The sequence below is a fragment of the Ramlibacter rhizophilus genome (assembly GCF_004681965.1).
In the GTDB taxonomy this organism is placed as follows: Bacteria; Pseudomonadota; Gammaproteobacteria; order Burkholderiales; family Burkholderiaceae_C; genus Ramlibacter; species Ramlibacter rhizophilus.
Map to the genome: position 1 here is coordinate 267826 of NZ_SMLL01000002.1, position 12422 is coordinate 280247.

Consider the following 12422-nt stretch of genomic DNA (forward strand, 5'->3'; position numbering starts at 1 on the left):
GACTGACGGCAGAGCCTGGCAGCCGGGCGATGCGGACGCTGATCGGGTCCCTCAGCGGGCCGCCCACGGCTGCCCACTTGACGCGTCCGGACCTCAGGTGTTCACTTTCCTCTCCCACGGCACGGTTGCCGCGGGCCGGCCGTGCGGTGTTCCTTCGGCTGCCCGCGAGAGAGGACGACGAATGAACGAAGCCAAACTCCAGGACTTCATGGGCAAGCTGGTCGGGGACATGGGAGGGGCGGCCATGATGGCCAACGTGATCCTCGGTGAAGAGCTCGGGCTGTACCGGGCCATGGCGGACAACCAGCCGGTCAGCGCGGACGAGCTGGCGCAGCGCACGGGCTGCAACGCCCGCCTGGTGCGCGAATGGCTCAGCGCGCAGGCCGCCAGCGGCTACGTGGAACACGACAACGGCCGCTTCCGGTTGCCCGAAGAACAGGCCATGGCGCTGGCCGACGAGGACTCGCCCGTGTACGTGGCCGGGGGCGCGGTGGTGCTGGCCAGCTTGTACCTGGACAAGGACAAGATCGCGGCGGCCATGCGCGGTGACGGCGCGCTGTCCTGGGGCGACCACCACCCCTGCCTCTTCGCAGGCACCGAGCGATTCTTCCGCCCCGGTTACCGGGCTCATCTCGTGAGCAGCTGGCTTCCCGCGCTGGAAGGCGTGGTGTCCAAGCTGGAAAAAGGCGCGCTGGTGGCAGACGTCGGCTGCGGTCATGGCGCGTCCACGGTGGTGATGGCGCAGGCCTATCCCGCTTCGCGCTTCGTCGGCTTCGACTTCCACGCCCCCTCCATCGAGCAGGCGCGCCAGCGCGCGGCGGCGCAGGGGTTGGGCGAGCGGGTGCAGTTCGAGCGGGCAACGGCGCAGGACTTCCCAGGCTCCGGCTTCGACCTCGTGTGCTTCTTCGACTGCCTGCACGACATGGGCGACCCGGTGGGGGCGGCGCGCCGCGCGCATGCCGCACTCAAGCCCGGCGGCTCGGTGCTGCTGGTGGAGCCCTACGCCAAGGACGAGCTGGACGAGAACCTCAACCCCGTGGGGCGCCTGTTCTACGCGGCATCCACCTGCATCTGCACGCCCAACGCGTTGTCCCAGCCGGTCAAGCTGGCACTGGGGGCCCAGGCCGGTGAGCGGCGCCTGCGCGACGTGTTCGAGCAGGCGGGGTTCCAGAGCTTCCGGCGCGCCACCGAAACGCCGTTCAACCTGGTGCTGGAGGCGCGCAAGTAGCGCGCTCAGCGCGTGGCAGCCGCCTCGATGGCCTGCGTCGGCTCCGCGAACACCGGGCATCCCTGCGCCTGCAGCCACTCACGCTGCCCGGCGCTGAGGATGCCGCTCAGGACCAGGCGCGCCGCGCCGGCATCGGTTCGCAGCTGCGCGATGCAGTCCTGCAGCAGCGGCCACACGCCCGGCGCCTGTCCCGCGGCGGCGAGGAACACCGCCACCCGGTCGTAGCGGCCGCAGGTCGCCGCGTCGCGCAGCGCCCGTACGAGCACCTCGGGCTGCGAGAAGACCTGCCCCGTCACGTCGATCGGGTTCACGGTGCTGGCGAAAGGGATCGCGTGCGTGAGCCGCTCGGCGGCGTCGGCCGGCAGTGGCGGCAGCGCGAGCCCGAGCTCCTCGGCGCGGTCGGCCATCATGATGCCCACGCCGCCCGAGATGCTGAAGATCGCCACGGCCTGGCCCAACGCGGCCGGTGCGATGGGCGCATACGGCGCCGCCTCGCCGAAGAGGCCGGCGATCGTGGAGACCGTCCGCACGCCACAGGCGTCGAAGAGCTCGCGGTACTCCCGCGCGTCGCCGGTGTCGCTGCCCGTGTGCAACCGGGCCGCGCGGCGACCCGCCTGCGTGTGGCCCACCTTGGCGAGGGTGACCGGCTTGCCCGCCGCCCGCGCCGCGAGCAGCGCGGCGCGCAGCCGCTCCAGGTCCCGCGCGCCTTCGAGGTAGGCCAGGATGGACTGGCACGCGGGCTCGCGCGCGAGCCATGCGATGGCGTCGGCGACCTGCACCCCCGCTTCGTTTCCGGTGGTGATCCAGTGGCCGATGCCCACGCCGCGTTCGCGCGCGAGCGAGAAGGCATAGCCGCCGAAGGCGCCACTCTGGCTCACCAGGCCGACCGGGCCGGCTGGAGGCGCGCCGCCCAGGACCACCGGCGAGAAGGTGGCAAAGACGTGCTCGTGCAGGTTCATCGCGCCCAGGCAGTTGGGCCCCAGCAAGGCGAGGCCCGCCTCCCGTGCCATGGCCGCGAGGCGGTCCTGCAGTCGGGCGCCTTCCGGCGAGACCTCCGCGAAGCCGGAGGTGAAGACGACGGCCGCCCGCGCTCCGGCGCGCACAAGCTGCGCCAGGGCCGCCTCGCACTCCGCCTGCGGCACGGCCACCACCCCCAGGTCCACGGGCGCGCCGATGGCGTCCACAGACGGGAACGCCCGCAACCCCTGGATCCGGTCGGCGCTGCGGTGCACCGGGTACACGGCCCCCGCGTAGCCGTTCTCGCGCAGCAGGCGGATCGGCATGCCGCCCACCTTGTGCGGCTGCGTCGAAGCGCCCACCACCGCGATGGAGCGCGGCGACAGCAGCGCTCCGAGCCCAGGCGAAGCGTCAGGCGGCGAGGCGTTCAAGCCGCCTCCAGGCGCGCTCCATGCCAGCCACCAGCTCGGCCATCTGCGCGGCCACGGTGGTCTCGCCCCGGATGGCGAAGACGCTCTGCCCCGCCGCCTCGTAGATGAGGCGCGCGTCGTCGTGCTCGTGCATGGAGGCGAACACGTCGCCGGTGAGCACCTGCTGCAGCGGCATGTCCAGGGGCTCGGGCGCACCGGGCTGCTGCCAGGCGTCGATCCAGTCGCTGCGCACCACGCGGCAGGGCTTGCCGCTGTGCGCGCGAGTGATCAGCGTGTCCTCGCTGGCGCTGTCCACCAGGCGCTTGAGGAGCGCGGGCGGCGTGTGGTTCTCGCGCGCAGCCATCCAGAGCGTGCCGAGCCAGGCGCCCTCCGCGCCCATGGCGATGGTGCCCAGCACCTGCTCGCCCGTGGCGATCCCGCCGGCGGCCAGCACGGGCCGGCCCTCGGCCACCGCGATCACCTGCGGCAGCAGGGACAGCGTGCCGACCGGGCCGGTGTGGCCGCCCGCGTCGTAGCCCTGCGCCACCAGCACCTCCACGCCCATGTCCATGGCCTTGCGCGCATGGCGCACGGACCCCACCAGCGAGAAGGTGAGCTTGCCGCGCGCCTTGGCGCGTTCGATCAGGTCGGCCCGCAGGCCGATGGCGGTGGCCACGCCGCTGCAGTCCGAGGCCAGCACGGCCTCGATCTGTTCGTCGAAGAGCGCCTGCGAGCGCACCTGCGAGGTGAAGAAGCTTTCCTTCACGGGCGGCGGCACCTCGAAGCGCTCGCGCAAGCCCTGCACGAAGTCCACGTGTGCCGGCGGCAAGGCACCGCGCAGGTCCTCGATGCGTGCGGCCTCGGGCACCTGCGAAGGCAGCATGAGGTCGATGGCATAGGGCCGGCCCGCAAGCCGCCGCCGTGCCTCGTCCAGCAGCTGCGGCACCTCGTGCGGCAGCTCCCGCGCGAGGCCCAGCACCGGGTAGCCGCCGGCATCGGCAATCGCCACGACCACGTCGAGCGAGTGGGAGAAGCCGAAGACCGGATGCCGGATGCCCAGGCGCTCGCAGATCGGCGTGCGCACCATCACGCTCACTGCGGCTCGATGCCGGCCTGCTTGATCACCTTGCTCCACTTCGTGAACTCGCGGTCCACGAAGGCGTCGAACTCGGCACCCTTCTGCGGGGCCAGCTCCATGCCCATGCCTTGGAGTTTGGCCTTGACGTCCGGCTGCGTGAGGATGTCCGCCACGTCGGCCGAGAGCTTGCGCATCACCGGCTCGGGCGTCTTGGCGGGCGCGACCAGGCCGAACCAGGTGCCCACTTCGTAGTTGGGCAGCTTGGCGGCTTCGGCCACCGTGGGCAGCTCGGGGGCGGCGCTCGCGCGGCTGGCGGTGGTCACGGCCAGCGCGCGCAGCTTGCCGGCCTTCACGTGCTGCATGGCCAGGGCCGCCGTGAGCGGCATCAGGTCGACACGGCCACCGAGCAGGTCGTTGAGCGCATCGGGCTGGCCCTTGTAGGGCACGTGCGTGAGCTTGATGCCCGCTTCCTGCGCCAGCAGTTCGGCGGCCAGGTGATTGGAGGTGCCGATGCCGGCCGTGGCGTAGGTCATGGGCGCGCTGGCCTTCTTGGCCAGGTCGATCAGCTCCGGCATGGTCTTGGCGGGCACGCTGGGGTGCACCACGATGACGTTGGGCACCACGCCGATCCCGGCCACCGCCTTGAAGTCCCGCGTGGGATGCCAGCTCACCCCCTTCTGCAGCGTGGGCGCGACGGCATGGCCGGGGCTCACCAGCAGCAGCGTGTAGCCGTCCGCCGGCGCCTTGGCCGCCAGGTCGGTGCCGATGGCCCCACCGGCGCCGGCGCGGTTTTCCACCACCACGGGCTGGCCGTAGCGGGTGGACATCTTCTCGCCGATGGTGCGGGCGATGGAGTCCACGATGCCGCCCGCCGTGAAGGGCACGATGATGCGGATCGGCTTGTTCGGATACGCCTCCTGCGCGAACGCAGGCGCGGCGGCGAGGCCCATGGCGGCAGCGGCGGCCATCAAGGTGCGGCGGTTGAGGGTCATGGCTTGTCTCCTGGTCGTGGTGGTGGCTGGAAGGGAATCAGTCGCGCGTCGCCTGGGCCATGGTGCGCCGGGCGATGTTGGTCAGGTGGATCTGGCTCGTGCCTTCGTACAGGCGGAACAGGCGCACGTCGCGGTAGAAGCGCTCGGCCACGTTGTCGTTGATGTAGCCCTGCCCGCCGAAGACCTGCACGGCGCGGTCGGCCACGCGGCCGCACATCTCGCTGGCGAAGAGCTTGCACATGGACGCCTCCATGGTCACGTCCACGCCGTCATCGCGCTTGCGCGCGGTCTCCAGCAGCAGCGCGCGGGCGGCGTGCACCTCGGTGTTGCTCTCGGCGATCATCTGCTGCACCAGCTGGAACTCGGCGATGGCCTGGCCGAACTGCTTGCGGCTCGCGGCGCGCGCCACCATTTCCTCGACCAGGCGAATGGCTGGGCCGATGCACAGGCCGGCCAGGTTGATGCGCTGCTTGTTCAGGGCCCGCATGGCGGTGCGAAAGCCCTGGCCCTCCATGGCCGGCCCCCCCACGATGGCCTCGGCGGACACGCGCACGTTCTCCAGCACCACCTCGCCCACGGGCGAGCCGTGCTGGCCCATCTTGCGGTACGCCTCGGGCGTGGACAGGCCCGGGGTGCCGCGCTCGACCAGGAAGGCCGTGATGCCCTGGGCACCCTTGCCGTTCGGGTCGGTGCGCGCGAACACGGTGAAGAGGTTGGCGATGGGCGCGTTGGTGATGAAGCACTTGCGCCCGCTGATGACGAAGTCGTCGCCTTCCCGCACCGCCACGGTCTTCTGCGCGGTGGCGTCGGAGCCGGCCTCCGGCTCCGTGAGCGCGAAGCAGCCGGTCAGGCGCCCGCTGGCCAGCTGCGGCAGCCAGCGCTCCTTCTGCGCGTCGGTGCCGTCCACCACCAGGGACTCGGACGCGATGCCCGTGTTGCCGCCGAAGCGCGCCCGGAAGGTGGTGGCGCATTGCGACACCTCGATGTTCACCAGCGACAGCTCCTCGCTGGTGAGCCCCGCGCCACCATAGGCTTCGGGGATGCTGTGGCCGAACAGGCCCAAGGCGCGCATGCGCTCGACCACCGGCTCGGGGATGAGGTCGGTGCGGTCCACCTCGGCCTCGATCGGGATGCACTCTTCGCGCACGAAGCGGCGGACCTCGGCCAGGAGCTTCGCGAAGGATTCAGGGTTGCGGATCATGGAAGGTTCTCGGCGTCTCGTCAGTTCGTGGATCGCAGGCCGTGTGCCGCCTCGAGCTGGCGCACCGTCTCCATCAGCAGCGGCGCGACCTCGCGCGTGAGCTGGTCGCGGCGCATGCGGTAGGCGGCCAGGGTGCAGTTCATCGCCACCGGCTGCTCGCGCTGCGGCAGGCGCACCGGCACGGCGACGGCATGCACGTCCTTCTGCCAGTCGCCGCGCGAGTGGCAGAAGCCGTGCGCGGCAAAGAGCTTCAGGTCGGCTTCCCAGGCGGGGCGGTGCTGGTCGTACAGGGCGCGGTCGTGCACCTTCAGGTAATTGAGGATGGCCGTGCGCTCCGCGGCGGGCATGCCCAGGATCAGGGCCCGGCCCATGGAGGTGGCCAGCAGCGGCCGCGTGCTGCCGATGTCGGGCAGGTGCAGGTTGGCGGCGTCGGCGCGCACCGTGTCCACGTACACGATGTCGGCGCGGTCGCGCATGCCCAGGTTCACCGTGCAGCCGGTCTTGCGCGCGAGCTGCTCCATGAGCGGCCGGGCCGCCTGGCGCACGTTCAGGCTCGCCAGCAGCGGATGGCTCAGCGACAGCACGCCGCTGCCCAGGCGGTATTTCTGCAGGGCCGCGTCGCGCGTGAGGTAACCCAGCAGCGTGAGCGTGTAGGTCAGGCGCGAGACCGTGGGCTTGGGCAGGCCGGTGCGGTCGGCGATCTCGCGGTTGCCGAGCAGGGGCGCGGTGGCGGTGAAGGCGCGCAGCACCTCCAGCCCACGCGCCAGGTTCATGGAGAACTGGCGGTCGTCGGCGAGGTCGTGCGGGTGCACGAGACCGGGAAGCGCGATCGAACCCATGCTGCGTTTCGGTTTGGTGGAGGCCATGATGCGGGCTCGTGGGCAGGGTTGGAACGGGTGTTTCGCTGTGCGAAACGTGCATTGTGGGCAGCGGAACCCTCTGGCACAACCTGCGGTGCGGCCGTGCCATCGCGGCGCAAGGACTCGACCCGTGACCCCCTCCCCTACTTCCGCTGGCGCCCTCGCCGGTGTCCGCATCCTCGACATGGCCACGGTGCTCGCGGCGCCCATGGGCGCCACGCTCTGCGCCGACCACGGCGCCGACGTCGTGAAGCTGGAGTTGCCCGACGGCAGCGACGCGCTACGCGGCCTGCAGCCGGTCAAGGACGGCGTGCCCCTGTGGTGGAAGGTGGCCAACCGCGGCAAGCGCGGCATCACGCTGGACGTGCGCCGGCCGCGCGGACGCGAGATCTTCCTGTCCATGCTCCCCCGCTTCGACGTGCTGGTGGAGAACTTCCGAAGCGGCACGCTGGACCGCTGGGGCCTGGACATCGAGACGCTGCACCGCGCCAACCCGCGCCTGGTGGTGCTGCGCCTCACCGGCTTCGGACAGACCGGCCCCTATAAGGCGCGCCCCGGGTATGCGCGCATCTTCGAGGCCATGAGCGGCTTCACCAACCTCACCGGCGAGTTCGGCGGCCCGCCGCTGCACAGCAACTTCCCGGTGGGCGACGCGGTGGCGGGCCTCTTCTGCGCCTTCTCCATCGCCGCTGAAGTCGCGCGCCTGCGCGGCGACCCGGAAGCGAAAGGCGTGGAAGTGGACCTGGCCGCGACCGAGGCGCTGTTCCGCTTGCTGGACTGCCTGCCCGTGGAGCACGAGATGCTCGGCCAGGTGCGCCGGCCCGAAGGCAACCGCGCGAGCTACACGGCGCCCTCCAACATTTACCGCAGCCGGGACGGGCAGTTCTTCTCGCTGGTGGCCTCGTCCAACGCCATCTTCGCGCGCCTGTGCGGCGCCATCGGCGAGCCCGCCCTCGCCGACGACCCGCGCTTTGCCACCAACCCGGCGCGGGTGAAGAACCTGGTTGAACTCGACAACCATCTGGGCGCATGGTTCGCGGCGCATGACTACGCCACCATCGCCACCCGGCTGGAGGAAGCGGGCATTCCCTTCAGCAAGGCCTACACCATCGAGGACATCGAGCAGGACCCGCACTACATCGCTCGCGGGGCCATCGTGCGGTTGCCGGATGCGGACTACGGCTCGCTACCCGCGCCCTGCGTGGTGCCGCGCATCGTGGGCCGCGAGATGCCGGTGCCGCGCACGGGGCCGGCGGTGGGAGAGCACAACGGGGAGGTGTATGGGGAGCTGGGGATCGGTGCGGCGGAGTTGGAGCGGCTGAAGGACGAGGGGGTCGTGTGAGGCCTGGGTGACGGGGCGTGCTCAGGTCGATCGAAGAATCCACGAGATGCCCGCCGCGGCGGCAAAGTGGGTCATGACGGTGAACCAGTACGCGGTGCGAAAGCTCGCTTTGAACGACTTGTGGCGCAGCACCTGCTGCGCGAACCAGGCACCCACCCATCCGCCTGCCAGGCTCCAAAGGTGCAGGGTGTCTTCCCTCATGCGCCAGCGTCCCGTCCGCGCTGCGTACTTGTCCCGCCAATAGGCCGCGAAGGCGGCCAGGTTCAGGAGGATGGACGCGGGGAGTACCCAGGAGGGAAGCAGCCGCTGGGAGACCAACCAGGTCAGCGCCATGCCGTAGCCGAGCATGAGAGGCAGGACCCACCAGGCATCAGCACGCCGCCTGTCCGGCGCTGGCGACGACGCCGCCCTCTTCCGCGTCGATGCTGCCGGGCGAGTGAGCTCTCGGCCCGCCTTGCTCGCGAAGGCCTCGGCCGCCGGTCGCACCGCTATCGCGCGTGGCCCCTTCCCGCCGACCAGGATGTCCTCGAACGTGACACGCAGCCCCTGTCGCGGTGCTTCATCGCCGCTGGCGCGGTAGTCGCGGACATGCACGAACACGTCCTGCGCGATCGCGGGGCTGCGGATGAAGCCGAAGCCTTTGGCGTCGTCCCAGCGGATGATGGTCCCTTCTTTTCTCATGACTTCAGCGGGGTTATTTGCCTTAGTTCGATCTGCGGAGGGGCGGACCTAGTCACTGCGTACGCAGCCTCCAATTCTGAATCGCGCTCTTCTCGCGGACGCTTGTGGCCGGAACCAGCCTTCAGTATCACCATCTGAACGGAATGCTCAATCTTCGCGTGCACCAGTATTGGCCGCAAAAACACCCCTCAATACGGCGCTTCTATAGCCTCGAACGCCATTGGATTGAAGTCGAAGAGTAGCTTGACCGGACCCGGCCCGTCCGGCTGCATATAGGTGCTGTAAAGACAGCCCGCCTGGGCCCACACGAGTCGCAGGCCATCCAAGTCCGCCCACTCCCAACCGGGGCACCGCGTGACCGAGCCATCGCGCTCACTACGCAACTCGTGTTCGTCAAAGTAGCAGCCGCGGCCAACCAAATGCATCGCGCTCGTCGCATAAGCGAGCTTGCGAAGCGTCCAACGCTGGTCGATGCGGCGCTCGAAAATGGTCAGTTCATGTTCCATCCGATGCTTCACGCGGGATACCATCGTCCAACCATCGCGCTGCAGGCGCGGGTAGTAGACACGTAGGCACGACGTGTCCGAGTACTCTTGCGGCGAACACTTTCCCATGCGCTTGATGTGCGAAGAATCTTTTAGTAAGTCGTACCCGTAGCGCTGGTTTACCCACACCTCATCGTCCGAGGTGAACAGGCCACCGCCATGATAGGTGCCAACCCATCGCATTAACGTTTCCGCTTTGAGATATGGAGCACGAGCGATGGCCGTCCAGGTGGCATGTGCCGGACCATCGCACCGGCCATGCATGGCGAAGTACACCCAGTGGCGCCCGTCGGGCGATAGGTCACAGCGTCGCTCGTAAATTCGGCCGCGCAGCCATTGACCAAGCGTGAATTGATCGATCGCGCGGTTCCAGGCGATCACAGCGACATGCCGGCTCGGCCCTCGGCGAATGACAAGCGCCTGCGGCGAACCCCGCGCCAGCAGCACGTGTAGCCGCGCAGGGGGGCGCTGCCGATCAAAGCTGCCATCCGCAGACACGGAAACGTCAGCGGCGCCATGATTTCTGCTGTCCTGCATTTGTGGTATCACGCGATAGCCCTGCAGCGCTATTGCATCGAGTTCACGAAGGCCCCCCCTGCCAGCCCCGATATGGCTTCCCAATTTATGCATCGGCTGCAGTGGATGAAGGTCAGACGTTAGCCAGTCGCGGGGATCAAGCCTAGATGTGGGATCCCACACCCCGGGCAATGGCCGCTTCTGACCCCGAAGCGGACGCGTTCTACCGAGTCCCCCGGCAAGCCGGATAACGACTGCAACCCCAAAACTCACCACCGGCATTCACTCCCTTCCGCGCCGTTCGCAAGACCATTTGCGAGTTGCACTTGGGGCATAGGGGATCACTGGAGGCGACCGGCATAACCGCAGAAACGGATGGCAGTCCGACCGGAAGAACCTTGGCGTTGTTGGACGCCAGAGCCTTCTGAATCAAGTCATGCAGGCCGCTACCGTCGATCAATTCGATGTTCCTGCCAGAAGCAAAAGCCTGGGCATCAGGGGTGTACCTGCCCGAAGTCACCACGAACCCGCCTGTGGCCCCTTCAGCCGCCATGACCCCATACAACTGCCGCACCACATCCACGCCCACCCGCGTGGCTCGCCACTGTTTGCATTGCACCAGGAAGGTCTCCTTGCCGCGCCGCAGCCGCAGGTCCACGCCGCCGTCGGGGCCCCCGGCCCCGTTCTCGGTGACTTGGTAGCCGTGAACGCGAAATGCCTCACCCACCAGCAGTTCGAACTCTCGCCAGGACATGCCAGCGATGCTGCCGGGTCCACTGTCGACTCCCGTTGCGGCCGCATTGGCCACGAGTTCCTAGCGCTTTCGCCGGCGAAAATAAGACACAACCGCGGCCATCCCGCAGATAAGTGGCGCAATCCATTGGCCGGCCATTGCCACGCCGGCAATCATGGTGCCGGTCATCAGCTGTCCTATCTGAGCGGGATTGATGACCTTAGGCGGCGCGCTCAGCGCGCGGAAGAGCAGGAAGGACGCCAGCGCCAAGCCGAGGCACGCCCACCAGGGCAGCAGTGCGACCAGGTCGACCCATTCTTCGGCATTGCTTTTTCTTCCCCGCCTTGCCATCGCTGCTCCTGTCTAAACTGCCGCGACGGTGCGGCACGGAAGCAATGTTACTCAACGGCAGCGGTGAAGCGAGTCAGCGATTCCGCATATTCCGACCGAATAAAAGCACCCTAATGAGCACGCCACCCATAAACCCAAGGAGAGCCCGATGAACACCACCCCGACGATGCGCATCGGTCGATGCACCTTGCGCGCCGCCACCAACGCGGACGCGAAAGCCGCTACCGCGTTGATCGACAGCGTGTACCGCGAATATGGAGACCGCCTGATGCTCGAAGGAGCGGATCCCGATCTCCTCGACATCGAAGCCAAATACTTCCAGGCGGGTGGCAGCTTCATCGTCGTCGAGGACGAGGAACGTCGGATCGTCGCCACCCATGCGGTCCTACCCGCGCCGGGGAGTTCGGGCCTGTGCTCGTTCAAGCGGCTCTACCTGCACCCCACGCACCGCGGTGGCGAGATGGGCAACGTCCTCATGAACTGGGCCATCGTCGAAGCGCGCCGGCTGGGTCTTAAGCGCGTCGAATTCTGGTCCGACAGCCGGTTCAAGCGCGCCCACCAGTTCTTCGGGCGCTTTGGGTATCGGCGTGACGGCAGGGAGCGGCACATGGACGATGGTGCGATGCCGTACTCCGAATATTTCTTCTGCCTTGACCTGCCCGACGCGACGCTCGCGCCGACGACGCTCCGGGTCTGATCGAAAACGGTATGCACACGCCCGCACTCACGTAAGGGCAGCAGGGCATCGTGCTTCAACCGATGCCCATCGCCGCAGCTCCGACAGGAGCCGAATAGGCCTTGCACCGGCTGTGGTGCCGAGGGGCTGGAGAAAAGTAAAAACTGCCGGAATAGACGCCGATTGCAGATTTTCCTGGCTGGCATAAAAGAAATGGCTTCAACTATCGCGCTCCCAAATGGCCGGATCCCGGTGGGGTACGAGTTCGTGCGGCAGAGCCTGAACCTCAGCGCGTTCGAGGTGTCAAGGCCGGCCACCTTGCGCCCTGTCATCCGCCACTGCGCGGCAGCGGCATGATGCCGTCGTCCCACCTCCGAGGAGCGGCACATGGACCATGGACCCGGCGCGTCGCAGGCCGCGCCCCCACCGGACAGCCCGGTCGCGAAGATCCTGCCTTTCATGTCCGTCGCCTCCATGGTGATGACCCTGCCGCAGGTCTGGACCATCTGGGTGGACGGCGAGGTCGCCGGTGTCTCGCTGCTGTCGTGGGGCACCTACCTGCTCGGCGCGTGCCTGTGGTTCGTCCATGGCTTGGCTCTGCGCGACAAGACGATCTATGTGGCCTGCGTCGGCTGGATCCTGCTGAATGCCGCGGTGGTGCTGGGGGTGCTGGTGCAGCGCTGAGGACACGTTGCTGACCAACGCTGCCGGTTCCGGCAAGTAGGCCGGTTGACCCGGTCTTTTCTTTCCGGGCTGCGCCCCCCGGTACCGACGAGTGGCTTTGTGACATTCGCGATGTGAGTTTTGCGAATTGGCGGAAGCGGTCCAGGTGGACGACTCGATGCTCCCTGC

11 protein-coding genes and 1 pseudogene are annotated in these 12422 nt (G+C 68.4%); 4 read left to right on the plus strand and 8 right to left on the minus strand.

The window, feature by feature from the left end; translation table 11 throughout:
* Positions 1-181 precede the first annotated feature (181 nt).
* Complete coding sequence (locus tag EZ242_RS05960; RefSeq protein ID WP_135284224.1) at positions 182-1228, plus strand: class I SAM-dependent methyltransferase; 1047 nt, start codon at positions 182-184, stop codon at positions 1226-1228.
* 5 nt (positions 1229-1233) lie between these two features.
* On the opposite strand, the gene EZ242_RS05965 is transcribed toward EZ242_RS05960, so the two are convergent.
* From EZ242_RS05965 to EZ242_RS05985, 5 genes are read right to left on the minus strand one after another with little or no spacing between them, the layout of a single operon-like run.
* Positions 1234-2616 carry a CoA-binding protein gene (locus EZ242_RS05965; protein ID WP_240787003.1) on the minus strand — a complete coding sequence of 461 codons (1383 nt, stop codon included), beginning with the start codon at positions 2614-2616 and terminating at the stop codon, positions 1234-1236.
* A complete protein-coding gene (locus EZ242_RS05970) occupies positions 2597-3682 on the minus strand; it encodes an NAD(P)H-dependent flavin oxidoreductase (protein ID WP_135284312.1) in 1086 nt (361 codons plus the stop codon). Before EZ242_RS05970 ends, EZ242_RS05965 begins: the two co-directional genes overlap by 20 nt.
* A 5-nt stretch (positions 3683-3687) precedes the next feature.
* Positions 3688-4665 (minus strand): tripartite tricarboxylate transporter substrate binding protein, encoded by a 978-nt coding sequence (locus EZ242_RS05975; RefSeq protein ID WP_135284225.1) that lies wholly within the window; start codon positions 4663-4665, stop codon positions 3688-3690.
* Positions 4666-4702: 37 nt separating this feature from the next.
* The gene (locus EZ242_RS05980; RefSeq protein ID WP_135284226.1) at positions 4703-5866 is read right to left on the minus strand and encodes an acyl-CoA dehydrogenase family protein; all 1164 of its coding nucleotides are present in this window, start codon (positions 5864-5866) and stop codon (positions 4703-4705) included.
* A gap of 20 nt (positions 5867-5886) precedes the next feature.
* On the minus strand, positions 5887-6732 hold the full coding sequence (locus tag EZ242_RS05985; protein WP_420821233.1) for an IclR family transcriptional regulator: 846 nt from the start codon (positions 6730-6732) through the stop codon (positions 5887-5889).
* Positions 6733-6856: 124 nt separating this feature from the next.
* Here EZ242_RS05985 and EZ242_RS05990 point away from each other — a divergent pair, with 124 nt between their 5' ends.
* Positions 6857-8068 (plus strand): CaiB/BaiF CoA transferase family protein, encoded by a 1212-nt coding sequence (locus tag EZ242_RS05990; RefSeq protein WP_420821234.1) that lies wholly within the window; start codon positions 6857-6859, stop codon positions 8066-8068.
* 21 nt (positions 8069-8089) lie between these two features.
* On the opposite strand, the gene EZ242_RS05995 is transcribed toward EZ242_RS05990, so the two are convergent.
* The 3 genes and pseudogenes from EZ242_RS05995 to EZ242_RS22650 form a co-directional block, all read right to left on the minus strand.
* Entirely contained in the window at positions 8090-8749 is a 660-nt protein-coding gene (locus tag EZ242_RS05995; RefSeq protein WP_135284227.1) for a DUF1294 domain-containing protein, read from the minus strand.
* Between the two features lie 188 nt (positions 8750-8937).
* Positions 8938-9924, minus strand: a complete 987-nt coding sequence (locus EZ242_RS06000; RefSeq protein WP_135284228.1) for a hypothetical protein — start codon at positions 9922-9924, stop codon at positions 8938-8940.
* A 109-nt stretch (positions 9925-10033) separates the two neighbouring features.
* A pseudogene (locus tag EZ242_RS22650) lies at positions 10034-10894 on the minus strand (restriction endonuclease).
* Between the two features lie 148 nt (positions 10895-11042).
* On the opposite strand from EZ242_RS22650, the gene EZ242_RS06010 reads away from it, so the two are divergent.
* Both EZ242_RS06010 and EZ242_RS06015 read left to right on the plus strand, forming a co-directional pair.
* Complete coding sequence (locus tag EZ242_RS06010) at positions 11043-11591, plus strand: GNAT family N-acetyltransferase (protein ID WP_135284229.1); 549 nt, start codon at positions 11043-11045, stop codon at positions 11589-11591.
* A gap of 366 nt (positions 11592-11957) precedes the next feature.
* On the plus strand, positions 11958-12254 hold the full coding sequence (locus EZ242_RS06015) for a PQ-loop repeat-containing protein (RefSeq protein WP_135284230.1): 297 nt from the start codon (positions 11958-11960) through the stop codon (positions 12252-12254).
* Positions 12255-12422: the final 168 nt, after the last annotated feature.